Below are 25627 nucleotides of genomic sequence, written 5' to 3'. Positions count from 1 at the left end.
TTACTCACCACGCGCCTCGCCCGCTCTGACCCAGACGAGCATTTCGCCCGGTTCGCGATTGTCCCAGAAAGGGTAGGGCACGAAACGCGCGTTTGCCTGCTTTGCCGCAGGCGGAGAGGTGCGGTAGAGCGCCGAACCCCAATCCGCCATGTCGCGGCTCACGGGAAGGTCGAGAGCGACCGCACCGCAAAGGCCTGATATCTCGGAGGTCTTGGCTTGGGAGACATCGGCCGAAAGGGTAATGCCGTTCAGCCCGGCGCCGTTGTCGGTTTCCTCGACGCAATAGACCAGAGGTCCGCGCATCAGCGCGGTGCGGCCGGCGTCCTGACGGACCAGCGGGTTGGCGAAGAGCTTGCGGGCCGTCAGCGGGATCGACAGATCGACCGTGTCGCCGCTCTTCCAGTCGCGCTCGATGCGGGCATAACCATCGGTCAGCACGGGAGCCAGATCGAGCGTCTCGCCATTGATCGAAATCGTCGCGCCGTCAGCCCATTCCGGGATACGCAGCGACAGTGCGAAGTGAGTCGGGCGGTCGAGCGTCAGGTCGAAATGGATCGCGCCATCCCAAGGATAACGCGTCTGCTGGGTAAGCTCGACGCTGGCGCCGGCAAGATCGAAGCGGGCCTTGCTTTCCCCGTAGAGGTGGACGGCAATCTCATCGTCGGCGATCGCGTACATATAGGAGCCGATCGAGGCGAGCAGGCGGGCGATGTTCGGCGGGCAGCAAGGGCAATGGTGCCAGATCCAGCGATGGTGCTTGCCGGAGCTTTCCAGCGGGTTTTCGTAAAAGAACCGGGTGCCGTCGAGCGAAAGCCCGGCCATGGCGCCGTTATAGAGCGCCTGCTCCATGATATCGGCATAGCGCCGGTTCGGGCCGCGGCCAAGCATACGGTTTGCCCAGAAAACGAGGCCGACCGAGGCGCAGGTCTCGGCATAGGCGCTTTCGTTCGGCAGGTCGTAATAGTCTGTGAAACCTTCATTGGCGGCTGCCGGGCCGATGCCGCCGGTAATATACATCTGCTTGGTCGTCAGGTCGTCCCACAGGGTTTCGAGGGCTGATGTCAGCGTATCATCGTTATATTCGGTCGCGATATCGGCCATGCCGGCATAGAGATACATCGCGCGCACCGCATGGCCGACGACCTTCTTCTGCTCGCGCACCGGCAGATGCGCCTGGCCATATTCATAGGTTTTCTGATGGAAATCAGCGGCGCTGCGACCGTCTCGGATCGCTTCTTCGGTGAAGAAATGCGGTTCAGTGCCGCGCTCGTCGATGAAGAATTTCGAGAGATCGAGATATTTCTTTTCGCCCGTCACACGGGCCAGCTTCACAAGGGCTAACTCGATCTCTTCATGGCCGCAATAGCCGGGGGTCTGGCCGGGGCCGTGGCCGAAGACGGTGATCAGGTAATCGGCGTAGCGGCTCATGATGTCGAGCAGCTTCTTCTTGCCTGTCGCCTGATAATAGGCAACGGCGCCTTCGATCAGGTGTCCGGCGCAATAGAGTTCGTGATGATCGCGCAGGTTCGTCCAGCGCCGGCCCGGCTGAACACGTTGGAACCAGGCGTTCAGATAGCCGTCCTTGTCCTGAAGCTTCTCGTACATGTCGATAATCTCATCGACGCGGGCTTCAAGCTTCGGATTGGGCCGGCGGTAGAGGGAATAGGCAACCGTCTCGATCGACTTGCCGAGGTCGCTGTCCCAGAACATCTGCGTCGTCCCACCCCACGGACCGATCGGAATGACCACGCCGGGGCTCGGCTGGGTCACGTCGATGGCCTGCAGCATGCCGGCCTCGACACAGCGGTCGAGCAGCGTTTCTGCGGTGGAATCGCAGATCGCATTCTGGCGATCGCCAAACAGGCCCTGCAACTCGACGCTCGGCACGGGCAGGGGACGGAACTGGCGATCTCTTTTCAGCTGGTTCATGGCTTCATCCATTTCGTTGAAAGGTCATCATTTCACCGCGCCGGCCATCAGCCCGCGCATGTAGTAGCGTTGCAGGAGCAGGAAGACGATCAGGCAGGGGATCGTCATCACGACGACACCGGCCTGGACCGCGCCCCAGTTGATGGCGCCGAGGCGTCCGGCGCGCACCGCCGTCATCAGGACGGGAAGCGTGTATTTCTCGTTGCTGGAGAGCAGCACGAGGGCGGCCAGGAACTCGTTCCAGGCATTGAGGAAAGCAAAGATCGCGACCGTCGCAATACCTGGCAGCACCAGCGGCAGGAGCACGCGGATCAGCAGCCTCAGATCCCGTGCCCCGTCGATGCGGGCTGCCTCCTCAATCTCCTTCGGCACGGCGTCAAAGGCATTGCGCATCATGAAGACGGAGAAGGGAAGTTGCAGCGTGACGTAGACGAGGGTCAGTCCCAGCAGCGAGTTGTTGAGGCCGAGCTTTGCCAGGATGATGAACAGCGGCGTCAGGATCGACTGGAACGGGATCATCAGGGTCGCGATGATTAACACGAAGAGCGCGTTCTTCAGGGGAAATCGATAGCGTGAGAAGCCGTAGCCCGCGAGCAGGCTTACAGTGACCGTCAAGAGCACGGTGGCTAGCGAAACGAAGAGCGAGTTGATCATGTGCCGCCAGATGCCGGCGCCGAACGTATCAAGCAGCGCATAGGCGTCGAAGCTCACCCCTGTTGTCGGCCACGGAGGCAAGGGCGGCAGGCTTGCCTCAGTGCCATGCCGGAAGGAGGCAAGCAGGGTGATGAGGAAGGGAGCCAGGAAGAAGATCGAAATGGCAATGCCGGCGACGTGATAGGCCGATTGCGATCTGAAGCGCTTACGGGCGCGGCGTTCCCGTGAGGAGACCATCAGCGTTCCTCCCCGACACGCAGCAGCCAGAGCTGGACGACGGAAATGGCAACCAGGATTGCCAGGAGCACGATCGAAAGGGCAGATCCGTATCCCAGATTGAAGGAGACGAAAGACTGGTTGAAGATGTAGTAGACGACGGAGATCATCTTGTTCTGTGGTCCACCCGCGGTCATGATGTAGAACTGGTCAAAGGCGAGGATCGAGCCGGTAACCGAGACGATCAGCGCAAGCGCAATCGTCTTTCGCATCAAGGGCAGGGTCAGATGCCGGAAGCGCTGCCACCGGCCGGCGCCATCGATGCGGGCAGCTTCCGTCAGTTCGGACGGAATGGCCTGAAGTCCCGTCAACAGGATGATCATGGTAAAGCCGGCGATCTTCCAGACGACCATGACTATGATGGTTGCAAAAGCGGTATCGAAGCTTGCCATGATATTGGGACTTCGCTCGACGAGGCCAAGCGCACGAAGGGTGGGGCCGACAAAGCCGCTGTCGACATTGGCAAGCCAGACCCAGAGAAGCGAAGCAGTCGCGAGGCCGACCACGACGGGCAGGAAGATGATCGTCCGGTAGGTGCTGACGAAGCGGCGTTCCTTCTCGACGAAGATCGCCAGCGGGAAGGCGATTGCAAAGATCGCGATGGTTACGATGACCGTATAATAGGCGGTGAAATTCAGGGCCGCCATGAAGCGGCTGTCGTTCCACATGCGGATATAATTGGCAAAACCGATCCAGCGCGCCGCACCCATCAGCGGCCAGTTGTGCAGGCTCATCCAGCCGGTGAACAGCACGGGCATGACGAAGAAGACGATGACGAGCGCCATGGCGGGCGCTATGTAGAGAAAGCCGCGCCATTGCGACTTTCGCCGTTTTCGGACAGCGCGGATGCGCTGCGGACCGGAACCGGTCATCGAAACCTCCGCATTTTACGAGTTCTTCTGTCTTTGAATCGGCCGGGGAACTGCCACTGCCCCCCGGCCACGGCCGGGAGAGTTATTGGCCGCTGTCGATGATGGACTGCATCTCGGACTGTGCGTTCGAGAATGCGCCATCGACGTCATCGCCGAAGATCGCGGCGTTGGTGAAGCTCGCCCAAGGGCCGTTCGCGCTGTTGATCAGATCGTTGAACTGCAGCGTATAGGGTGTCTTGGCAACGGAGATGGCCTTGAGGCCGACCTGCATGCGCGGATCGAGCCCGGCAAGCACCTGGTCGGCAATGTCGCCGCGTGTCGGCAGGCTGCCATATTTCGCCATGACCTTCTGGCCATCCATCGAATAGATATATTCGAGGAATTCCTTGACGGCATCGATCTTCTTCGTGCCCTTGGTGATGACGAAATTGTCGCCGCCGGCAAAGGACGAAGTCTTGCCGTCGACACTCGGGATCAGCGTCACGCCGAAGTTGATGTCAGGATATTGGGTAACCAGCGTCCCGATCGCGAAGGCACCGAGGCTCTGCTGGCCGATCTTGCCGTTCGTGAAGCTCAGGAAGTTCGTGCCATTGTCGCTCGCAGCACTTGCCGGAACGAGATCCTTCTTCACCATGTCGCGGTAGTAGCCGACGGCCTTGCGCATCTGCGGCGTATCGAGCGTTGCGGTCTTGCCATCCTCCGAGAGGATGTCGGCGCCCGCACCCCAGACGAGCGGCGTGAAGGTGAAGATCATGCAACCGCCGCAGCCGCCGCCCGAAAAGTAGAAGCCGTAGGTATCGTCGCCGAGCTTGCGGATCTTCTCGGCATTGGCTTCGATTTCCTCCCAGGTCGCAGGCGCCTTTTCGGGATCGAGGCCGGCCTTCTTGTAGAGGTCCTTGTTCCAGGCAAAGACAGAAGTCTCGACCGAGAGCGGCAGACCGTAGATCTTGTCTTGATAGGTGCCGAGCTTGACATGCGACGGCGACAGCGAATTGAAATAGGGCAGGCTCTTTGCCCAATCCGTCAGGTCCTCGAGCTGACCTGCGGCAGCGAAGGCCGGATTATAGATCAGGTCCATCGACAAGGCATCGGGTGCCTGGCCGCCGGCGATTGCGGTTGCGTATTTCTGCACCAGTTCGCCGAAGGGCACTTCGGTCGTGACGACCTGGTTTTCATGGCTCGCATTATAGGCCTCGACAACCTTCTTGAAGGAATCGCCGATGCCCGTGCGGACCCACATTTCGATTTTTTCGGCAGCCGAGGCTGTCGAGACCAGGCAGAGGGTGGCAAGACTGGTTGCCACCAATAGACGCTTCATCATTGGCTCTCCTCCCAAATTGGCGCGTCTCCTCCGCGCCCTACTATATTCCGAGGGTGTCACCCCCGCATGACTGGCGCACGACGAGACGGCACGGCAGTTTCCTGATGCCGGGCTCGACAGGGCGTCCCTCCGCAAGCGCCAGAACCGTCAATCCGGCCTGTCGCCCCAGTTCCTTCAACTCCATATCCACCGTCGTCAGCGGCGGCCGTGTCTGGGCGGCGACAATCTCCCAATTGTCGAAGCCGACCACCGAAACATCCTGCGGCACCCGGATGCCGCGTTCGCGCAGCGCATCGATGACACCGCGGGCAATCTGGTCATTGCCGCAGAAGATGCCGTCCGGCCTTTCGCCGCCGCCACTCCACAATCTTGCAACGGCCTCGTGGCCCCAGCTTTCCGACCACACCCCAAACAGGACCGGGCGCTCTTCCCCGGCAACCTTAGAATAGGCATCGGCACGCTCGCGCACCGAAAAGAAACTTTCCGGCCCGGTGACATGTACGATCCGTTTACGCCCGAGCTTTACCAGCCACTCGACGGCAAGCTGCGCACCCTGCGCGTCGTCGGAACGAAACGTCACGGATCCGGGCGCACCCTCCGTGAAGGCATAGACGACAGGCACGTTCAAATTCGAAAGGTCGACAGGTAACCGTCTGTCGAGACGCTTTCCTGTTGCGATGATGCCGTCAACCTGCTTGTCGAGCATCGCCTCCACATGAATCTGCCCGAGTTCCGGATCCTCCTCGATTGCACAGAGGAAAACCGAAACGCCGTGATCGACCAGAGCATCCGATATGCCCGCCATGACCGGCAGCGTGAAACGGCCATAGGTGTCGTTGGTCAAAAGCCCAATTGTGAAACTGCGTTTGCTGAGCAGGCCTCTCGCCAGGGCGTTTGGCCTATAGCCGATCTCGGCTGCAATGCGCTTCACCCGCTCGCGCGTTTCCAGTCCCATGCGGCCCGTGTCGTTGAGCGCCTTTGACGCCGTCGAGATGCTGATTCCGGCAGCCGCAGCGACGTCGTGGATGGTGATCCTGCCCCTCTTTTCCTCCGCTGTGTCCAGTCGCTCCTCCATCAACTCAAATTGAGAAAAGCTTTTCTCTGCAGAATTGTCAAGTGGGAAAAGGTTTTCTCAACCGTGATTGAAGGCCTCAAGGCCGATGGGCAGAGATGAACTGATATCAATGATGTGCCGGCTTCTGATCGAAGGTGCGTTGGGCTTGTCAGCGTGCGATCGCTATCTCTTACAGAAACCCGACGTGGTGGCCGAACGGGACATCCTCATCCAGATTGCCGCTGCCGATGCGCTCGCTCTCGCCGGACAGGCGCTCCTCGTCCGGATCAGAAGGCTCCACATGGGGATGGGTGGAGTGATGATCCAGATGCCGGTCCGCTGCCCGATCATCATCCCCATCGATGCGATCTTCATCGTCATGAGCCGTGTGGTGATCGTCTTTCTTCCCACCCCCGGCGCCGATTTTTGCCTGTCGCTCGGCAACCCAGGCATTGTCGGGTTCGGAGCCGATAGAGGTGCTGTGGTTCACATGCGTGGCCGAGGAGGCTGCCGTGGGGGAGGTGGGTGCAATCTTTTCGACCATTGGAACGCCCTGGCTTGTGGCCCGACTGGCAGGCCGGACTATGATGTCTGTTGCCCAAGCGGGTGCGCGTGGGGATCGCTGCTGATCTGGTCGCGACCTCTCATCTTGGCTGCGTGGAGCGCCAGGTCGGCCCTCCGATAGGCATTATTGGCATAGTCTCCGCCCATGACGCAGGCAGTGCCCGTAGAAAGATTGTAGCGGAAGCTGAGCTGATCGACTAGCGAGTAGCTGCTTCACGCCAAGCAGCATGCATGAAGAAACAGCTAGCAGTATGCACAGGTGGCCGTCCCTGCTGATTCGATCACGATTCCTGCTCGTAATGGACCGAAAATTCTTCCTATAAGTGGAATAATACCTTCCGCGTTCTGCCGATTAACGGATTCCGATGAATTGTTATGTTGGTGCCAGACCAGCAAGCGCAGTTGTTGAATTTGTCAAAACGGAGAACTGAGATGAACAGACTAATCCTTTCCCTGATGCTGGCAACCGTCAGCTTTGCTCCCCTTTCCCAAGCTGTCGCCGCTCCTACCAAGCAGGTTGCGATCACCCAGCGGGTGCCGGTGACCGTGCACTATCGTTCGGTCAAAATCGATGGCGTCGACATGTTCTATCGGGAAGCCGGTCCGGCCGATGGCCCGGTCGTCCTGCTCCTGCACGGCTCCCCGACATCCTCGCACATGTTCCGCAACCTCATTCCGCTGCTTGCCGATCGTTATCATGTCATCGCACCTGACTATCCGGGTTTCGGTCAGAGCGATGCACCCGATCACACGAAGTTCGCCTACACTTTCGGCCATTATGCCGACATGGTCGATACGCTCATGACTGAGCTCGGCGCCGAGACCTACGCCATGTATGTCATGGATTACGGCGCGCCCGTTGGCTATCGTCTGGCTCTCAAGCATCCGGAACGGGTAAGCGGGCTGATCGTCCAGAACGGCAATGCCTATGAAGAAGGCCTGCGCGAATTCTGGGATCCGATCAAGGCATCCTGGGCAGACGGTTCCGCGGAAAAGCGCGAGGCCCTGTCCAATCTCGTCGTCCTCGAGACCACTAAGTTCCAGTACACCGATGGCGTCAAGGACCTCACCCGCATCAGCCCCGACAACTGGGTTCACGATCAGGCCCTGCTCGATCGTCCCGGCAACAAGGATATTCAGCTGGATCTCTTCCACGATTACGGCACGAACGTCCCGCTCTACCCGCAATTCCAGGCCTTCTTCCGCGAACGCAAGCCGCCGACGCTGATCGTCTGGGGCAAGAACGACAAGATCTTCCCGGAGGTCGGCGCACATCCTTACCTGCGTGATCTTCCGGACGCTGAAATGCACCTCCTCGACACAGGTCATTTCGCCCTTGAAGACAAGCTGGATGAGATGGCGCCACTCATCCGCGATTTCCTCGATCGCAAGATCGCAAAATGACAATCGCTTGCATGAGAGCCCGCGCATTCAGAGCTGAATACGCGGGCCTTTCCCTACTAATTGAAGTGTCTGTTGGATCTCAGCTTCTCCACCGAAAAATCGATGAAGCTTCGCACTTTCGCCGAAGCATAGCGGCCTTCCGGATGGACGACATGGATCGGCAAAGCCTCCTCCTCATAATCAGCCAGGATCGTGCGCAATTCGCCAGACTCAAGCTGCGGCGCAATCTGATAGGACAGAACGCGAGTCAGACCCCAGCCGGAAGCCGCCGCCGAGATAGCGGCCTCGTTGGTGCTGCAGAAGAGACGAGGATTGACGTGGACGGCTAACTTCTTCCGCACCCCGAAACGCCATTCGAGCGATGTCCACGCACTGGTCGAGGCGACAATGCGATGGGTCGACAGATCGCCGGGCGTCATCGGCACGCCATGCTTTTCAAAATAGCCAGGGGATCCGCAGATGACGCGTCGCACCTGGCCGACGCGCGTTGCGGTGAGGCCGGAGTCGGGCAGATGACCGATACGGATCGCAACATCGATACCTTCATCGACCATGCTCACGACCCGATCGACGAACAGGCCGCGACCGATCACATCAGGATAGAGATCCAGATATTCGGTCATCAGGGGCAGGACGAACATCGCGCCGAACATGACGGAGGTGGTGACGGTAAGCGTGCCAGTAGGTTTGCCATACGCGCCGGCTGCGGCCGCTTCGACCTCTGAGAGATCGGCGAGGAGCCTCTGGCAATCTGCAAAATACTGGGCACCCGCCTCCGTCAGTTTGACGGACCGCGTCGTGCGCGTCAGAAGGCGCGTGCCAATGATATCTTCCAGAGCAGACACCATGCGAGTGACTGCGGGAGGACTCATGTGGAGTTGCCGTCCTGCGTCTGCAAAGCTCTCGGCCTCCGCGACCTTCACGAAGACCCTCATTGCCTGCCATCGATCCATGCGACCCACGTTATCTTGAAAAGCTTAAGTCTCGGACAGAGATTTAAGCGCTTTTCTTCCGATCGCAATCTATCGATCTCATTGATGCAAGCTGCTGGGCGAAAGCATCTTATTTCGGTGACGATGGCTTCAGTTCCTTGACGAAGGCGAGCAGTTCCGAAGCGATCTCTGGAATACCGAAAACCGTGAGCTGTCGTCTTGCGACCGCACTTACCTCCTGATCGCCTGCTTCGATCGCCAGCGCGAGTTTCACGGTGATATCGGCAAGCACGTCGAAACTGCCTCCACGTTTTGCTGCGTCGATTTCCGCGCCGCTCAGCGCCAGATGCTTCGCCTCGATCTCCAGAGATCGGAGAGCGTTGAGATCATTTCTCGCGTTTGCGATAGCAAGTTCGATTTGTATGCGCATGATCGGTGTGATGAGATTCTTGCTCACCTTATTCTCCATAGGCCTCAAACAGCGCTCGTCTCGTCGGTCGCCGTTTCGAGCCTGTCGGCAAAGATGTCGTGCGACGCTTTGGCCGATGAAGCGATCGCAGGCCCATTGGCCGTTCGCGGACGAAATATCGTCGATGGATCAATACATCCGGCCGCACCTGCCCTGAACAGAGGTTGTGCTGAAGGCTTTCTTCCGCGTGGCGAAACAATCGGAAGAAGCTGCCATACGGGGCCGCTTCGCAAAGCGGACCCACACCAAAGAACAGTACCTGAGATGGGGAGGCTCTGCTAACGGTCGTAAAACTCCGACAGAATGCTATAAATCGAGACCACTGAATTCCGCTTCGAGGAACGCCATGCCCCAGCCCGTCCTGTTCTCGCCCTTCGTCGTGCACAATCTCGAGCTCGCCAACCGCATTGTGATCGCGCCCATGTGCCAGTATTCGGCTTTAGACGGCTGCATGACGGATTGGCACCTGATTCATCTCGGACAACTGGCGCTTTCCGGTGCCGCGCTCCTGACCATCGAGGCAACTGCCGTCGTCCCTGAGGGACGCATCACCTTTGCCGATGTTGGCCTTTATGATGACGCCTCGGAAGCGGCGATGGCTCGCACGCTCGACAGCATCAGAAAATGGTCGGACATGCCGATTGCAGTGCAATTGGCGCATGCCGGCCGCAAGGCCTCGACTGAGGTTCCCTGGAGAGGCGGCGGTCAGTTTCCACCGACCGATCCGAACGGATGGCAGACCGAAGCGCCCTCAGCTGTCGCTTTCAATCCGAATTACGTGCCGCCGACCGCGCTGGATCGCGATGGCATGAAGCGCGTCCGCGATGCCTTTGCTGCTGCCGCACGGCGGGCGGCAAGGATCGGTATCGACGCCGTTCAGATCCATGGTGCCCACGGCTATCTGCTGCACCAGTTCCTGTCGCCCTTGTCGAACCAGCGAACCGACGAATATGGCGGTTCGCTGGAAAATCGCGCCCGGTTTCCGCTGGAGGTTCTCGACGCCGTGAGAGATGCCTTTCCGTCTGATCGGCCGGTGACGATGCGCGTTTCAGCCACCGACTGGGTCGAAGGCGGTCTGGAAATTTCCGAGAGTGTGGAATTTGCCGGGATGCTCGAAGCACGCGGATGTGACGCCATCCACGTATCGAGCGGCGGTCTGCATCCCTCGCAGGCGATCCCGATCAGCCCGAGTTACCAAGTGCCGCTCGCCAGGGCGATCAAAAGCGCCGTCAAAATGCCAGTCATCGCCGTCGGCTTGATCACCGAGCCGACGCAGGCCGAAGCGATCGTAGCAACCGGCGATGCGGACCTAATTGCGCTCGCCCGTGCCATCCTCTATGATCCGCGCTGGCCGTGGCACGCGGCCGCCGAACTCGGCGGACAGGTGAAAGCAGCCAACCAGTATCTCCGATGCCAGCCCTCGCAGTTCAAGACCCTGTTTGTTAAGTGACGTTCGGGCCGGATATTCGCATAAGAACGCATCTGCCTCTATGCCGTTAAAACCGGCATAGAGGCCCGTGATGGTCAACAAGGTACCGACGCCCTGGCCGGAGAAACCGCATCCAGCGCCATCAGTTCTGCATCGTCGCCCCGCAGCCGATATGTCGCAAGCCCGCGTTGCGGTTCAGGCACAAGTGCTGGAAGCGTCAACAGGTCAAAGGCTTAGCCGTGAGCGACAATTGTCGTGCTGCCCATCGCTGTACGAGGAGTTTCGCAATCCAGCCAGCATCCTGTTCAGTAGCCGCACGCGTTATCATGCCTCACCATATCAAGCGCCTGAACCTTTGACCATCGCGTGCAGATTTCGGATCAATCCACCGGGACCGCTCTCGGCAGCGGGATCCATGCCGAGCTTCGTCAGCCAGCACCACATGCTCAGTCGATGGAAAAGCGTATAGAACCAAAGCGTCCGCTCGATATCGATGTGATCGACAGGGCCATAACCTTCAAGGATGGGCTTATAGCTGCGCGGATCTTCATGTGCCGAGCAGAAGAGGGCTTTGGCAAGATCGAAGAGCCTGTCTGCTGCCCGCGCATTGCCGAAATCGATAAGCCCGCTGAGCTGAAGCTTGCCGGTGTTACCGCGCAAGGCCAGTACGTTGCCTTGATGGAAGTCGTCGTGACAGAGCACGGCATTGCTGCTTTGCAGCAGAAGGCCGAAGTTTCCTTCCGCCTGCTGCTGCAGACGGCGCCCAAGATCGGTATCGCCGCCCAGGTCGCGAAAGCGCCGGAATACGTCCTCGAACGCTGATGTCATATAGTCCGCATTCGTCGATATCGGTCTGTCGATCCCGTGGCCGAGTACGTAGCCATAAGCTGGCATCGGCATCGCATGAATGCCCCTCAGCAACTCCCCCATCTGCCGATAGGCTTGCTCTATATCCGGTGCGGCCATCCAGTCGCGCAGCGAGCGGCCGGGCAGCAGCGGCAGCAAGGCGTAACGCAACGGCAGGAGGCTTCGCGACTCGTCGATCTCCAGCCAGCTTGGCGCAAGCGGCGTCAGCTCCGTGAACCAACCCGCCACAAGCTTCTCTTTCGCCGGTCCCCATTCAGGTTCGTCAGGATAGATCTTGAGGACCAGAGGCTCGTGGTCGGCGCCGGCAAGGTCGATCCTGTAAACTTCCGTGCTGCCGCCATGCAGACGGGCAAAGCCGCCGGCGACGAAGCCAGGATCGAGGTTTTGGACGATCTGCCGAACGGTTTCTCCATCAAGCTCCAGGGTCGTCCGTCTTTCCGGTGCCATGTCCAAAAGCTCCCTTGCGCGACCCTCGCAGCCGATTTTGAGAGGCGGTGCCGGAAATTGTGAACCAGAGAATACCGCCCGGATGATAGACGAGGCAAAATTCAGCTCAGAGTGCTTTGACCTTTCTCAGCGGTCAATCTCGGTCCGCAGAAATTATGCCCTCGGCTGCGGGAGCTGCTGGAAGCGGAATGTGTTTCAGGGAAGACTGGCGATTATTGAGCCGAGTACCCATATAGGCGTCAGCGAAGCGGATCTGACGATTCCCGTCAATTTCGCGCATTTGGAAAGGACATCTCTATGACGACAGAACGTGCGGTACTTGCCGGCGGCTGCTTCTGGGGAATGCAGGACCTTATTCGACGGCTTCCCGGCGTTGTTTCAACGCGTGTCGGTTACACAGGCGGTGAAGTCCCCAATGCAACCTATCGCAACCACGGCAACCATGCCGAAGCGATAGAGATAATCTTCGATCCGCAAAAGACGAGCTATCGCGATCTTCTGGAATTCTTCTTCCAGATTCATGATCCGTCGACCCGCAATCGCCAGGGCAATGACATTGGCGCAAGCTATCGTTCGGCGATCTTCTATGTTGATGAGACCCAGCATCGCATCGCCGAGGATACGATCGCCGATGTGGATGCCTCCGGCCTCTGGCCAGGCAAGGTCGTGACGGAAGTTGTTCCCGTCAGCGACTTCTGGGAAGCCGAACCGGAACACCAGGATTATCTCGAGCGGATCCCCAATGGCTACACATGCCATTTTGCCCGCCCCGGCTGGAAATTGCCGAAGCGTCAGGCAAACGTCGCTTGATCCTCTGACTACGATCGAACTTGACGAGCGGCGGCCTCGGCCGTCGCCCGACGTCACGATCTTCCTTCCTTTCCGCCGCACGATCCTCCTCCCAAACTGCCCTCTTGTGCCTGCGCGGAGGAGTGGGCACCGAAGGCTTTTGCCGGCAAAGTTGCTAGACATAGCAGCATCGGAAGTTTAGTAGGTGCCCCCGCTAACCGGTCGCAGCCCACCCGGTTCAACAAAACAAGGGATCTTGAAATGAAAGTACTTGTCGTCTGCTCAGGCGGACTTGATTCTGTTTCGCTTGCATACAAGATTGCGGCGGACCACCAACTGATCGGTCTGATCTCCTTCAACTACGGTCAACGGCATGTCAAAGAGCTGGAATTCGCGGCTCTCTGCGCGCGAAGGCTCGCCGTGCCACACGACATCATAGACATATCGAATGTGGGCAAGCACCTGACCGGCTCCGCCCTCACGGACGATATTGAGGTTCCTGACGGGCACTACGCAGAAGAGACGATGAAGGCAACGGTCGTGCCGAACCGCAACGCCATCATGCTGTCGATCGCGTTCGGCCTTGCTGCTGCTCGTCACGCAGACGCCGTGGCGATTGCAGTCCACGGTGGAGACCATTTCATCTATCCAGACTGCCGGCCTGGATTCATTTCGTCGTTCGAGGTCATGCAACAGCATGCGCTCGATGGGTATGCGGATGTCAGGCTGCTTGCTCCCTACGTGAATGCCACCAAGGCTGACATTGTCACCGATGGTGCGAAAAACCGGACGCCTTTTGAAGAGACCTGGTCCTGCTACAAGGGCGATCGCCTGCACTGCGGAAGGTGCGGAACCTGCGTCGAGCGCCGCGAAGCTTTCCATCTCGCCGGTGTCGAGGATCCGACTGTCTACGGCGACCCGGATTTTTGGGTCGCTGCGACGAGTGCATTCAGAGCAGAAGAGGCGAAGTGATGTACCGGATCACCAAGGAGTTCCATTTCTCTGCCTCGCATCAACTGTCCCATCTTCCTGACGACCATCAGTGTGCTCGTCTTCACGGCCACAATTACATCGTCGAGGTCGAGCTTGCCGCCTCTGAGTTGAACGAGGATGGCTTTGTCCGTGATTATCACGAGCTTTCGCCACTCAAGCACTACATCGACGAGAGTTTCGATCACCGCCACCTCAATGATGTACTCGGCCATGACCGGGTGACATCCGAATGGCTCGCCAAGCATTTTTACGACTGGTGCAAACAACGCCTGCCGGAGACGTCTGCTGTCAGGGTGAGCGAAACGCCGAAGACATGGGCGGAATATCGTCCATGACGGGCAGGGAACAAAAGATCCGCATCAGCGAAATCTTCGGACCGACGATCCAGGGGGAAGGGCCGCTCATGGGCCTTCCGACCGTTTTCGTCAGAACAGGCGGCTGCGACTATCGCTGCGAATGGTGCGATACCCTCCACGCCGTCGACAGCGCCTTCCGTGACGAGTGGACGCCGACGTCGGTCGAGGATATCTGGTCGAAAGTGGAATCACTCTCTGACGGCTGTCCACTGACGATTTCCTTGTCCGGTGGAAACCCGGCGATTCAGCCGCTCGGGCCGCTGATAACCAGGGGAAAGCGCGATGGCTATCAATTCGCCTTGGAAACGCAGGGATCGATCGCTCAGGACTGGTTTGCAGAGCTGGATCATTTGATCCTCAGTCCCAAACCACCGTCCAGCGGTATGGAATTCAAGCCAGGCGAACTGAGGAACTGCGTGGCGGCCGCACGCAACGGTCCCCGAATCGCGCTGAAGATCGTCATCTTCGATGAGGCCGACTATGCCTTTGCGAGGTTTGTCGCGAAGGAGTTCAAAGAACTTCCGATCTTCCTGCAGCCAGGCAATCATACGCCGCCGGTGGAAGATGAAGCCTTGATCGATCTCGAAGGTATTCTCAACCGTATGCGGTGGCTGGTCGACAGGGTCGCCTCAGACCGGTGGTTTAATGCGCGCGTTCTCCCGCAGCTCCATGTCCTGCTTTGGGGAAACATGCGCGGGGTGTGATCACCTTTGAGGAAGGTTACGGCCTCAGCGGCTTGATGTGCCTTCCCCGATCTGGCGGGCTTGTTGGCATCGTTTCCAAGTTGAAAGACACCGGTCACGGTTCGCATCAGTTCTCGATCAGTTGGTCCGAAACAACGCTGACTATGACCTCGTCGCTTCCGTTCGGATAAAGTGGCAGGTCGAGCGTGATCGCTTCCCGGCGCTCTGGGGACGATGCTTTGAAGAACTTTCTGGCGCGCCCCTGTCCATTCCCTTCTCCGGACGCTTGAGCATGCGTCTCGCTGATCAGGCGTCGTTCGAAGGCCGCAGCATCGATTTCCGCGAACGCCATGGTGCAGCTTTCGACGGTATTGTCGCCTACGGACGCCCGTGCCACTACCAGCGCCCGGAATGGTACGTCTTCGCCAGCGCTCAAATTCCAGCCCTCCAACGCGACGGGATTTTCCATCGGCACCAGACTTGTAGTCATATCCTCCGCAAGTGCCGGCCAATTCCGTTCCTTTGCTACGGCGACCACCCGTTGATAATCCGTTCCCCGATTGAGGCAGCGTTCATTGAACTGGTCGAAGGGATCCGGCTCGTCTGCCGCGACGACATCGGCAATGCTGCCAAGAAGAAACGCAGTTGCGAAGCCGTATGTCATCCATCGCGTTAAAACCATGGGATCTGCCTGTGGCCTTCGTCGGTTGTTACTGCGCCGCCCATAACTATCATCCCAATGAAAAAGGAAAAATCATGTCTCTGCATACCGGGGTTAAGTAATCCCTCGCTCCAGCAGACGCTTGATCGCCCTCAACTGGCTGGAAGATCAACCAGCAAAACCCTACATGTTGAGATGCCAAGCATCGCGTTCGCGACTAACAAGCGGTCAAGAGTTGGGCGACGACAAAGGCCTCATATCACGTCGTCCTTTGGACGGCACAAAGGTGAAGAAACGAGACCCGCCATATGATTTTACTGATAGTCGCGGTGGTGATCGTTATCGTCTTTTTCTTTCTGTTTCCAAAGCCGACGCTGGTTACCCTCACCGGACTCGCGGTCCTGGGCGGCGGTGTTGCGACCTTCATCTACTTCCAGCAAACAAACCGCGATGGATCGAGTGCCTCCGTAGAAGGCACAAGCAGTGGGAGTAAGGGATGCCCAGATCCCGCCAGGCCAGTTTTCGTTCGGCTTTTCAACGGTTCTCGGCAGCAGGTGAATGTCGTCCGCTTCCGGCTGATCGCAAAACGTCGCGGCTTCAGCATTGAGTATTATTCCGACCACCTCACGAGCTATAAAATCATTGAGCCTGGTGGTACCTATGACGACTGCTGGGCCCTAAACCAATATCGAGGGCTGCAGACTTTGCCGGATAAATTGACACCACAGGAACTGGATTGGTCAGTCGAAATATCATCGGTTGAGTTCGCAAGCGGTCGGTAGGCGTGGGTGGCTCCGCCTTTGTAGAGGTCGCGTTAGAAGCGCGCTTGCACATCTTCTCATGGGAGCCGAGTTAAGACCGCCGTCCACCTAACGTGATCGGTGGCCGAGTCCGTTGCAATGAGCGCTCACGGAACTAGCTTTTATACCACGTAGCCGTTTGAAGCGGCGGAGTGACGAAAAAGGAAAGCAAGGCATGTGCCGAAATATCAAGCCCCTATTCAACTTCGATCCACCAGCGACGGACGAGGAAATCCATGATGCGGCGCTTCAATTCGTACGCAAGTTGAGCGGAACCAACAGGCCATCAAAACGCAATGAGGCCGCTTTTGAACACGCGGTGGTGTCAATCGCGAAATGCGCCAGGGAACTGCTTAATTCGCTGGAGACCTCTCAACCTCCTCGCGATCGCGACGAAGTAGCCGCGAAAGCGCGGGCACGGGCAGCGACCCGCTTCGCTTAAGAAAGCCGCCTTGCAATTCCTCCATTTGGCGGGTGGTTCGCCCTGTTGCCTGGAGTGTGTCAGTGATTTCTCATTGCTCGGATACGATACTCGAAGCCGAGCAGTTCCTTGGCGAAGATATTCTGCGACGGGTGCTCTTCAGGCAAATGCCCTCTGACACACTGTCCCGCTTTTTGCCCGTTTTTGGTAGCTCGTTGTTTTTGCGCATTTTTCTCGAAGCACTACTCTTTCCCCAATATGAAGGCGATTTCCCGTCCCCAGAATCCCGCGGTTTTCGCCCTGCAAGATTGCCGGCCGGCAATGCACAAAAAAGCCCGCGAAAGTGGGCTATTGAGTGTTAGCTGGCACAGCTTGGCCGACGGCGCCCGGAGCTAGCGGTAGGTCTCGAAGCCTAGCCTACCCCTATATCCTGCCCGCCACACTCGGTTGCACGGGCGAAAACCTCCATCTTCTGCGGGGGCTTTCAGATGTTCTAAGCTTGAGCTTGCGCCGTAAACCGGCCTCTTCTCAAAGCGTGTCGATGAGGCCGCCGTCCACCCGCATAGAAGCCCCAGTCGTGGCCGATGCGAGCGGGGATGCGAGATAGGTCACCAGGTTCGCGATCTCGTCGACGCTGGCAGCACGTTGGATGAGCGAGCTGCTGCGGTGTTGCTTGACGAAGTCGGCGGCAACTTCCTCAATCGACTTTCCGGTCTTCTGCTGCTCGTCGGCAAGCATTGCCTCGACGCCCTCCGAGAGAGTAGGGCCGGGAAGAACCGAGTTCACAGTCACGCCGGTGCCTGCCATGCGCTTGGCGAGTCCACGAGCGACGGCGATATCGGCCGTCTTGCTGACCCCGTAGTGGATCATCTCGACAGGGATGTTGAAGCCCGATTCCGAGGCGATGAAGATGACGCGGCCCCAGTTCGCCTTCTCCATGCCTGGCAGATAGGCGCGGGATAGCCTGATCGCCGACATGACGTTCACCTGCCAGTGCCGGTCCCACACTTCATCGCTGGTGTCGAAGAAGTCGCTCGGTTGGAAGATGCCAGCGTTGTTGATGAGGATGTCGACATGGGCAAGCTTGGCTACAAGCGCGTTGCATCCTTCGGCGGTCGCGAGATCGGCCGCGACCGCGGTGACGCTGGCCTTGGCACCTTCGTTTCTCAACCGTTCGGCGGCCCTCGCGGTCTTGTCTTCGGATCTGCCGTTCACGACGACGTCCGCGCCCGCTCTCGCGAGCTGCCGGGCGATCGCGTAGCCGATGCCCTCCGTGGACCCTGTCACCAGGGCTGTCTTTCCTTTGAGATCGATCTGCACTTTCTGCTCCTGTGAGGTTGTATGTCGATTAAAGATTGCTCATGCCGCCATCGATTATGAGTTCGCTCCCGACGATATAGGCCGCTTCGTCAGATGCGAAGAAGACGATCGTCTTCGCCACTTCCGACACGTCACCGAACCGACCGATCGGAATTTGGTTCTGCACGCCTTCCGCCATCGCCTTCATATCAGCTTCCGACATACCGAGCTTTCCGTAAAGCGGTGTCGCGATCGGGCCAGGGCTGACGGCGTTGACGCGGATGCCGCGACCGACCAGCTCGCCCGAGAGCGTCTTTGCCAGCGTCAGGAGGGCGCCCTTCGTCAGCGAATAGACGCTCGAGTTCGGCATGCCGATATGCGCGTTGATCGACGTGTTCAACACGATCGAGGCGCCCTTGGAGAAGATCGGCAGGAGAGCCTGGATGAGGAAATAGGGGCCCTTCACGTTCGTCGCGAACGATTTGTCGAAGTCCGCCTCCGACCAGCTCTCGACGGGACCGAACTGAGCGACGCCAGCGTTGACGAACAGGATGTCGAGCTGGCCGAAGGCTTTCGTCACCTGGTTGACGACCTCCTTCTGACCGGCGACGTTGCCAGCGTCGGACTGAATGACGATGACGTCTTCGCCAAGCTCCTTGCGCGCCTTTTCGACACCGGCAGCGCTGCTGCCCGTCACGGCGACGCGCGCGCCCTCGGCGACAAACTGGCGAGCCGTTTCAAGGCCGATGCCGCTGGTGCCCCCGGTGATGAGGGCGGTCTTGTTAGCAAGTCTGGACATGTTTGATTTCCTTTTGCGTTGTTGAGACGGCCTCGATGCCGGGGTCGATGACAAGGATTTACTACTGGAGAGCCGTTCGAATTAGTGGGCCAAAAGCAATTCTGTTGTTCGGCCAGGCCGAACGTTTGAGGCGGGGAGCATCAGGGCTAGCAAGCTGAAGGGTCAACGGAACAATCCCAGTACGTGACGAAAACGGGGGGCAACTTTACGATTGGAGCTTGGCGTAGTCAGACGGCCAACCCGCAAAACGCTAAATATGATTTCGAAAAATAATCCAGTGGAAGCAGTAATTTGAGCCTCTTTAGCGTGAGGCGGGACCTCGGAAAGTCAAAGTAGGTCCGCATTCGGTGAATGAGTCAGGGTCAGAGGGAATCCGCTGTAGTAAATACCGCCTTGACGCCTCTCCATCTTTGAGAAATGCTAAGATGTCAGACCAATTTAAGGTCGACTGCCTTAGAAAAGAACTTGGGGAACCATGAAGGCAAATGATCGCGACAGGCCGGTGATCCGGCCGCTTCCGGCGATTGACCGCGCCCGTCAGGTGACGGAAGCGCTGGCGCATTATGTCGAGGATGCCCGGCTTCAGGCGGGTGACCGGCTGCCGGCGGAACGTGAGCTGATGGCAGCCCTTGCCGTCGGGCGTTCCACCATTCGCGAGGCAATCCGGCATTTTCAGGCGCTCGGCGTTATCGAGACACGCAAGGGTAGTGGAACTTATCTGCTGAAACCGGTTTCCCGAGATACGGTCCATATGCCGCTGTCGCTCGATACGACGCATCAGCGTGACGCACTTTTACAGACACTTGAGGTTCGCCGCGGTATCGAATGCGAAGCCGGCATGGTGGCCGCTCGCCGGCGAACTGCCAGAGACCTCGCGATCATCGAGGAAAAGCTCGACGAAATGGAGCGGGTGCATATTGCCAAGGGTACGTCCGGGCCGGAAGACCTTGCTTTCCATCTCGCTGTTTATGACGCCACGCACAATCCGTTGTTTCGGCAATTGCTCGAGCAGATGCGCGAGGCCTTCGAGCGTTTTTGGTCGCATCCCTTTGACCGGCAGGATTTTGCCCGCCGTTCCTTTCCCTTTCACCGAACCCTTTTCAACGCCATTGCCGCCCAGGACACCGAGGCGGCGCGGCGCGAGACACTGAAAATCCTCGACGTGGTCGAGGAAGACATCAAGGAAATGTCCCGATGACTGACGGCCTCGAACCGTTCGACCTTGCCTCGCTGATCACCGCTCATGACGAAGGCAACTTCGCCGAAGCCGTCGTTCCGCCGATTTTCCAAACCTCGCTTTTCACCTTCTCCGACTACGACGACATGATCGCCTCCTATCGCGGCGAAAAGGTGCGGCCGATCTATACGCGAGGTCTGAACCCGACCGTGCGCATGTTCGAGGAGATGCTCGCAAAGCTCGAAGGTGCCGAGGATGCTCTGGGTTTTGCAAGCGGCATGGCGGCGATCTCGTCCGCCGTCTTGAGCTTCGTGGAGCCGGGCGACCGCATCGTTGCGGTCAAGCATGTCTATCCCGATGCCTTCCGCCTGTTCGGCACCATCCTGAAGCGCATGAAGGTCGAGGTGACCTATGTCGACGGCCGTGACGAAGAGGCCGTCGCCAGGGCGCTGCCAGGGGCCAAAGTCTTCTATATGGAGAGCCCGACGAGTTGGGTGATGGAAGCCCATGATGTCGGCGTGCTCGCCGCACTCGCCAAGAAGCATGGCGTCGTCACCATGATCGACAATAGCTGGGCGAGCCCGTTCTTCCAGCGGCCGATAAAACTCGGTGTTGATCTCGTCATTCATTCGGCCTCCAAATATCTTGGCGGCCACAGCGATGTCGTTGCCGGTGTCGTCGCCGGCTCGAGGGAGATGATCGCCCGCATCAAGGCCGAATCCTATCCCTATCTCGGCGGCAAGCTGTCGCCCTTTGACGCTTGGCTGCTGATCCGCGGCTTACGGACCCTGCCTTTGCGCATGCGGGCGCATGAGGCGGCGGCTATGACGATCGCGCAGCGCCTGCAGGCGCTCGACGTGGTTGAACAGGTCTGCCATCCGGGCCTCGCCAATCGCCTGCCTGCCTGCCTCAACGGCACGTCGGGCCTCTTCTCCTTCATATTCCGCGAAGGCATCGATATCAGAGCCTTCGCAGATCACCTCAAGCTTTTCAAACTGGGTGTCAGCTGGGGTGGGCATGAAAGCCTGATCGTCCCGGGCGAAGTGGTGCTGCAGCAAAAGGCACAGCCGAACTCCGCACAAGCCTTCGGCATCAGCCCGCGATCTGTGCGCCTCCATATCGGCCTCGAAGGAACCGAGGCCCTGTGGAGGGATATCGAGGAGGCGATTGCCGTCGCCTCTTAACTGAAACCTCACAAACAACGACGGAGGGGAACCGAAAATGAAAAAGCTTATTCTTTCAACGCTCTTTGCCACGATGATGGCGGGTACGGCTTTTGCAGACACCACGCTGAAGCTTGTCGAAGTCATTACCAGCCCGGAGCGCACCGAGACGCTGAAATCAATCGTCGGCAAGTTCGAAGCCGCCAATCCCGGCACCAAGGTCGATATCATCTCGCTGCCCTGGAACGAAGCCTTCCAGAAGTTCGCGACCATGGTCTCGGCCGGCGATGTGCCCGACGTCATGGAAATGCCCGATACCTGGCTGTCGCTCTATGCCAATAACGGCATGCTCGAAAGCCTGGAGCCCTATCTCGAAAAGTGGGAGCACACCAAGGAACTGACGCCGCGTGCGCTCGAACTCGGCCGGGATGTCAAGAACACGGCATACATGCTGCCTTACGGCTTCTATCTGCGCGCCATGTTCTACAACAAGAAGCTGCTCGCGGAGGCCGGCGTCAAGGAACCGCCGAAGACCATGGAGGATTTCACCAGGGCCTCTGAAGCCGTCTCCAAGCTGCCGGGCAAATACGGCTACTGCATGCGCGGCGGTCCGGGCGGCCTGAACGGCTGGATGATCTTCGCCGCCTCCATGGCCGGTGACAATAAGTACTTCAAGGAAGACGGCACCTCGACCATGAACAGCGAAGGCTGGGCAAAGGGCATCGAGTGGATGGTCGATCTCTACAAGAAGGGCTATGCGCCGAAGGACAGCGTCAATTGGGGCTTCAACGAGGTTGTCGCCGGCTTCTATTCTGGCACCTGCGCCTTCCTTGACCAGGATCCGGATGCGCTGATCGCCATTGCCGAGCGCATGAAAAAAGAAGATTTCGGCGTCGCTCCGCTGCCGAAAGGTCCGGCCGGCAAGTCCTATCCGACCATCGGCTACGGCGGCTGGTCGATGTTTACGACGAGCCAGAACAAGGACCTGTCCTGGAAGCTGATCGCAACCCTCGAAGGGCCTGAAGGCAACATCGAGTGGAACAAGAAGATCGGTGCCCTGCCGGCCTATACGGCCGCCGAGAAGGATCCTTTCTACGCCGGTGACCAGTTCAAGGGTTGGTTCGAGGAGCTTTCCGACAAGGATACCGTCCCGACGGTCATGCCGACTTACCTCGAGGAATTCGCCTTCTTTAAGGATTCCATGGCGATCAAGACCTCGCAGCAGGCGCTGCTCGGCGACATCTCGGCCAAGGATCTCGCCGATCAGTGGGCCGCCTATCTCACGAAGGCACAGCAGAAGTTCCTCGCCAAGAAGTAGGTCAACCGTGCAAACGGCGGCGGAGATCTTCCGCCGCCGCTCATGCAACGACAGACGGCGCGCCGAAGCGCCGCAAGGGGAAGTATCGGGTAAATGACCATCACCGCCGACCCGCTCGAGACGCGCCGCGACCGCCGGCCATGGCTGCGCCGCCTGGCCGATGCCTCGGAACCTTATCTCTATAGCGCGCCTTCCTTGATCCTGATCATTGCGGTCATGCTGGTCCCGCTGGTGGTCGGGGTTTCCTATGCCTTCCGCGATATACAGTTGCTCAATCCTTTTTCCGGTGGCTTTGTCGGGATCGAGCATTTCCGGGAGCTTGCACAGGACAAGGCCTTCTATGGTGCGCTGAAGAATACGCTCTGGTGGACCGGCGCTTCCGTGATCCTGCAATTCATCTTCGGTCTCATCCTCGCCCTTCTGCTCGACAAGCCGTTTTGGGGCAGGGGTGTGATTCAGGCGCTGGTCTTCCTGCCCTGGGCCGTACCGTCATTCCTTGCCGGACTGAACTGGGCTTGGCTTTTCAATCCGGTCATCGGGCCGATCCCGCACTGGCTCTTTGCGCTCGGGCTGATGAGCGCGCCGGGCAATATTCTCTCCGATCCGCAATATGCGATGTGGGGGCCGATCATCGCCAATGTCTGGTGGGGTATTCCTTTCTTTGCCATCACGCTGCTTGCAGCCCTGCAGGCAATCCCACGCGATCTCTATGAGGCGGCCTCGATCGACGGTGCCGGCTGGTTCCAGCGCTTCTGGTCGATCACCTTGCCTTTTCTGGCGCCGACGATTGCCATCACCGTCATGCTGCGCACCGTCTGGATTTCGAATTTCGCCGATCTCATCGTCGTCATGACTGGTGGCGGCCCGGCCGACAGGACGCAGATCGTCGCCAGCTACATTTTCACTCAGGCCTTCAAGCGGCTCGACTTCGGCTATGCCTCGGCAATCGCGCTGGTGCTGCTGGTCCTGCTTCTCGCCTATTCCATGCTGATCATCCTGCTGCGGCAGAGCCTTCTGTCCAAGGATTGAGCCGATGAGACAATCCATTCTCCCCACTGTCGCGCACCGTCTGGCGATCCTTGTCTACGTTGTTTTCGCGCTCTTTCCGCTCTTCTGGCTCCTGAAGGTTTCGGTCACGCCGAACGACCTGCTCTACACAGAGGGCGTGCGCATGTGGCCGTCGCGGACCACTTGGGAGCACTATAGTTTCGTGCTGCAGCACAGTGCCTTCCCGACCTTCTTCAAGAACAGCGTTATCGTCTCTGCCTCAACAGCAGTGGCGGTGACGATTTGTGCCTCGCTGTCCGGCTATGCGCTGTCGCGCTTCACCTTCCGGGCGAAATACTGGATCGTGGCGCTGATGCTGCTGACACAGATGTTCCCGCTCGTGATGCTGGTGGCGCCGATCTTCAAGATCCTGTCGCCGCTGCATCTCACGAACAGCCTGACCGGTCTCGTCATCGTCTATACCGCCTTCAATGTCCCCTTTGCGACCTTCCTGATGCAGTCTTTCTTCGACGGCATTCCTAAGGATCTGGAGGAGGCCGCCATGATCGACGGCGCCACCCAGTTCGTGGCCTTCCGGCAGATCATCCTGCCGCTGACCTTGCCCGGCATCGCGGCAACCCTCGGCTTCGTTTTCACCGCGGCCTGGAGCGAGCTGCTTTTCGCACTGATGCTGATCAACGGCAATGACGCGGCGACCTTCCCGGTCGGTCTTCTCACCTTCGTTTCGAAATTCTCCGTAGATTTCGGGCAGATGATGGCGGCAGGCGTCATGGCGCTTATTCCGGCCGGTCTCTTCTTCCTGCTCATCCAGCGTTATCTCGTCCAGGGCCTGACGGCCGGCGCGGTCAAGGGTTAGTTACATGGCATCGATCGACATCAAGAATATCAAGAAATCCTACGGCCATTTCCCGGTGCTGCATGGCGTCGATCTGGAAATCAAGGATGGGGAATTCGTCGTCCTCGTCGGCCCGTCCGGCTGCGGCAAGTCCACACTGCTGCGCATGATCGCCGGCCTCGAAGACGTGACCGGCGGCGAGATCCGCATTGCCGGCAACCGCGTCAACGAACTGCACCCGAAAGACCGTGACATCGCCATGGTGTTCCAGTCCTATGCGCTCTATCCGCACATGAATGTTGCCGGCAATATGAGCTACAGCTTGAAGCTCCGAAAGACGGCGAAGGAAAAGATCGCCAGTGCCGTTGCAGGCGCGGCCTCCAAGCTCGGCCTCGATCCGTTGCTGGAACGCCGGCCGAAGGCGCTGTCCGGCGGCCAGCGCCAGCGCGTCGCCATGGGCCGCGCTATCGTGCGGCAGCCAAAGGCCTTCCTGTTCGACGAGCCGCTCTCGAACCTCGATGCGCGCCTGCGCGAACAGATGCGCGCCGAAATCAAGAAACTGCATGGCGACCTCAAGGCGACCTCGATCTACGTGACCCACGACCAGATCGAGGCGATGACACTGGCGGACCGGATCGTCGCCATGCATGGCGGGGTCGTGCAGCAGGTCGGAAGCCCCTTGGAGCTCTATGATCGCCCTGCCAACCTATTCGTCGCGGGTTTCATCGGTTCTCCGGGCATGAATTTCCTGGAGGCGAACTACGAGGCGGGCGGCGTGAAGCTGAAGGACGGCACAATCGTGCCGGTCGATAAGTCACTGCCTTTGTCGAACGGCGAAAAGGTCACGCTCGGCATCAGGCCGGAACATGTCGTCATGACCAATGACGGAGCCGGAATTGCCGCCGATGTCGAACTCGTCGAGCCTACAGGCTTCGGCATCATCCTGCACCTTTCGCTGCATGGCCTGCCATTCAAGATTTTTACCCTTGATCGTGAAGCGTTGGATGCGGGACCGAAGGTCAAGGTCGCCTTTCCGGCCAAGCACCTGCATGTGTTCAACGGCGAAGGCAATCGCGTCGATTAACCGGCAAAGGCCATAGCCCGGCT

The 25627-nt window shown here is 58.9% G+C and carries 26 protein-coding genes; 14 read left to right on the top strand and 12 right to left on the bottom strand.

The features are described from left to right. The 6 genes from JNB85_RS00770 to JNB85_RS00745 form a co-directional block, all read right to left on the bottom strand. Positions 1-1929, bottom strand: a complete 1929-nt coding sequence (locus tag JNB85_RS00770; RefSeq protein WP_220332487.1) for a glycoside hydrolase family 127 protein — start codon at positions 1927-1929, stop codon at positions 1-3. A 27-nt stretch (positions 1930-1956) separates the two neighbouring features. Further along, the gene (locus JNB85_RS00765) at positions 1957-2820 is read right to left on the bottom strand and encodes a carbohydrate ABC transporter permease (protein ID WP_220332486.1); all 864 of its coding nucleotides are present in this window, start codon (positions 2818-2820) and stop codon (positions 1957-1959) included. Further along, a complete protein-coding gene (locus JNB85_RS00760) occupies positions 2820-3731 on the bottom strand; it encodes a carbohydrate ABC transporter permease (RefSeq protein ID WP_220332485.1) in 912 nt (303 codons plus the stop codon). Before JNB85_RS00760 ends, JNB85_RS00765 begins: the two co-directional genes overlap by 1 nt. 82 nt (positions 3732-3813) lie before the next feature. After that, entirely contained in the window at positions 3814-5052 is a 1239-nt protein-coding gene (locus tag JNB85_RS00755) for an ABC transporter substrate-binding protein (protein WP_220332484.1), read from the bottom strand. A gap of 40 nt (positions 5053-5092) precedes the next feature. Beyond that, positions 5093-6127: a LacI family DNA-binding transcriptional regulator gene (locus JNB85_RS00750; protein WP_220332483.1), complete on the bottom strand. Its 1035-nt coding sequence runs from the start codon at positions 6125-6127 to the stop codon at positions 5093-5095. Positions 6128-6296: 169 nt separating this feature from the next. Continuing rightward, the gene (locus JNB85_RS00745; RefSeq protein WP_220332482.1) at positions 6297-6650 is read right to left on the bottom strand and encodes a hypothetical protein; all 354 of its coding nucleotides are present in this window, start codon (positions 6648-6650) and stop codon (positions 6297-6299) included. A 452-nt stretch (positions 6651-7102) separates the two neighbouring features. Here JNB85_RS00745 and JNB85_RS00740 point away from each other — a divergent pair, with 452 nt between their 5' ends. Further along, complete coding sequence (locus JNB85_RS00740; protein ID WP_220332481.1) at positions 7103-8074, top strand: alpha/beta fold hydrolase; 972 nt, start codon at positions 7103-7105, stop codon at positions 8072-8074. 56 nt (positions 8075-8130) lie between these two features. On the opposite strand, the gene JNB85_RS00735 is transcribed toward JNB85_RS00740, so the two are convergent. Next, positions 8131-9027: a LysR family transcriptional regulator gene (locus JNB85_RS00735; protein WP_220332480.1), complete on the bottom strand. Its 897-nt coding sequence runs from the start codon at positions 9025-9027 to the stop codon at positions 8131-8133. Positions 9028-9136: 109 nt separating this feature from the next. Beyond that, positions 9137-9463 (bottom strand): hypothetical protein, encoded by a 327-nt coding sequence (locus JNB85_RS00730; protein WP_338050292.1) that lies wholly within the window; start codon positions 9461-9463, stop codon positions 9137-9139. A 358-nt stretch (positions 9464-9821) separates the two neighbouring features. Between JNB85_RS00730 and JNB85_RS00725 the strand changes: the two genes are divergently transcribed. After that, positions 9822-10925 (top strand): NADH:flavin oxidoreductase/NADH oxidase, encoded by a 1104-nt coding sequence (locus JNB85_RS00725; protein WP_220332478.1) that lies wholly within the window; start codon positions 9822-9824, stop codon positions 10923-10925. A gap of 318 nt (positions 10926-11243) precedes the next feature. On the opposite strand, the gene JNB85_RS00720 is transcribed toward JNB85_RS00725, so the two are convergent. Further along, complete coding sequence (locus JNB85_RS00720) at positions 11244-12218, bottom strand: aminoglycoside phosphotransferase family protein (RefSeq protein WP_220332477.1); 975 nt, start codon at positions 12216-12218, stop codon at positions 11244-11246. Between the two features lie 297 nt (positions 12219-12515). Between JNB85_RS00720 and msrA the strand changes: the two genes are divergently transcribed. The 4 genes from msrA (at position 12516) to queE (ending at position 15060) form a co-directional block, all read left to right on the top strand. Beyond that, on the top strand, positions 12516-13028 hold the full coding sequence (msrA, locus tag JNB85_RS00715; RefSeq protein ID WP_220332476.1) for a peptide-methionine (S)-S-oxide reductase MsrA: 513 nt from the start codon (positions 12516-12518) through the stop codon (positions 13026-13028). Positions 13029-13268: 240 nt separating this feature from the next. Beyond that, positions 13269-13979 (top strand): 7-cyano-7-deazaguanine synthase QueC, encoded by a 711-nt coding sequence (gene queC / locus JNB85_RS00710; protein WP_220332475.1) that lies wholly within the window; start codon positions 13269-13271, stop codon positions 13977-13979. Next, on the top strand, positions 13979-14335 hold the full coding sequence (gene queD / locus JNB85_RS00705; protein ID WP_220332474.1) for a 6-carboxytetrahydropterin synthase QueD: 357 nt from the start codon (positions 13979-13981) through the stop codon (positions 14333-14335). Before queC ends, queD begins: the two co-directional genes overlap by 1 nt. Continuing rightward, the gene (gene queE, locus JNB85_RS00700) at positions 14314-15060 is read left to right on the top strand and encodes a 7-carboxy-7-deazaguanine synthase QueE (RefSeq protein ID WP_220332473.1); all 747 of its coding nucleotides are present in this window, start codon (positions 14314-14316) and stop codon (positions 15058-15060) included. Before queD ends, queE begins: the two co-directional genes overlap by 22 nt. Before the next feature lie 106 nt (positions 15061-15166). Here queE and JNB85_RS00695 read toward each other — a convergent pair whose 3' ends face one another. Continuing rightward, positions 15167-15703 (bottom strand): hypothetical protein, encoded by a 537-nt coding sequence (locus JNB85_RS00695; protein ID WP_223216386.1) that lies wholly within the window; start codon positions 15701-15703, stop codon positions 15167-15169. Between the two features lie 305 nt (positions 15704-16008). On the opposite strand from JNB85_RS00695, the gene JNB85_RS00690 reads away from it, so the two are divergent. Together JNB85_RS00690 and JNB85_RS00685 are read left to right on the top strand one after the other, a co-directional pair. Then, entirely contained in the window at positions 16009-16482 is a 474-nt protein-coding gene (locus tag JNB85_RS00690) for a hypothetical protein (RefSeq protein WP_220332471.1), read from the top strand. Positions 16483-16675: 193 nt separating this feature from the next. Continuing rightward, positions 16676-16942, top strand: a complete 267-nt coding sequence (locus JNB85_RS00685; RefSeq protein WP_183742705.1) for a DUF2277 domain-containing protein — start codon at positions 16676-16678, stop codon at positions 16940-16942. A gap of 507 nt (positions 16943-17449) precedes the next feature. Here the strand turns inward: JNB85_RS00685 and JNB85_RS00680 are convergent. Both JNB85_RS00680 and JNB85_RS00675 read right to left on the bottom strand, forming a co-directional pair. Further along, positions 17450-18241 carry an SDR family NAD(P)-dependent oxidoreductase gene (locus tag JNB85_RS00680; RefSeq protein ID WP_220332470.1) on the bottom strand — a complete coding sequence of 264 codons (792 nt, stop codon included), beginning with the start codon at positions 18239-18241 and terminating at the stop codon, positions 17450-17452. 28 nt (positions 18242-18269) lie between these two features. Further along, a complete protein-coding gene (locus tag JNB85_RS00675; protein ID WP_220332469.1) occupies positions 18270-19019 on the bottom strand; it encodes an SDR family oxidoreductase in 750 nt (249 codons plus the stop codon). A gap of 475 nt (positions 19020-19494) precedes the next feature. Here JNB85_RS00675 and JNB85_RS00670 point away from each other — a divergent pair, with 475 nt between their 5' ends. From JNB85_RS00670 to JNB85_RS00645, 6 genes are all read left to right on the top strand, one after another. After that, on the top strand, positions 19495-20217 hold the full coding sequence (locus tag JNB85_RS00670; protein ID WP_220332468.1) for a FadR/GntR family transcriptional regulator: 723 nt from the start codon (positions 19495-19497) through the stop codon (positions 20215-20217). Further along, positions 20214-21380, top strand: a complete 1167-nt coding sequence (locus JNB85_RS00665; RefSeq protein WP_220332467.1) for a PLP-dependent transferase — start codon at positions 20214-20216, stop codon at positions 21378-21380. The genes JNB85_RS00670 and JNB85_RS00665 overlap by 4 nt, the downstream gene beginning before the upstream one ends. A gap of 37 nt (positions 21381-21417) precedes the next feature. Then, a complete protein-coding gene (locus JNB85_RS00660; protein WP_220332466.1) occupies positions 21418-22677 on the top strand; it encodes an ABC transporter substrate-binding protein in 1260 nt (419 codons plus the stop codon). A 93-nt stretch (positions 22678-22770) separates the two neighbouring features. Then, positions 22771-23706 carry a carbohydrate ABC transporter permease gene (locus JNB85_RS00655; RefSeq protein WP_220332465.1) on the top strand — a complete coding sequence of 312 codons (936 nt, stop codon included), beginning with the start codon at positions 22771-22773 and terminating at the stop codon, positions 23704-23706. A 4-nt stretch (positions 23707-23710) separates the two neighbouring features. Continuing rightward, a complete protein-coding gene (locus JNB85_RS00650) occupies positions 23711-24541 on the top strand; it encodes a carbohydrate ABC transporter permease (RefSeq protein WP_220332464.1) in 831 nt (276 codons plus the stop codon). 4 nt (positions 24542-24545) lie between these two features. Then, positions 24546-25604: an ABC transporter ATP-binding protein gene (locus tag JNB85_RS00645; RefSeq protein WP_220332463.1), complete on the top strand. Its 1059-nt coding sequence runs from the start codon at positions 24546-24548 to the stop codon at positions 25602-25604. The last annotated feature ends 23 nt before the right edge of the window (positions 25605-25627 follow it).

Source organism: Rhizobium mesosinicum (assembly GCF_019511345.1).
Classification (GTDB): Bacteria; Pseudomonadota; Alphaproteobacteria; order Rhizobiales; family Rhizobiaceae; genus Rhizobium; species Rhizobium mesosinicum.
The sequence above is the reverse complement of the archived record's forward strand: the minus strand, read 5'-3'. Positions and strand labels throughout refer to the sequence as shown.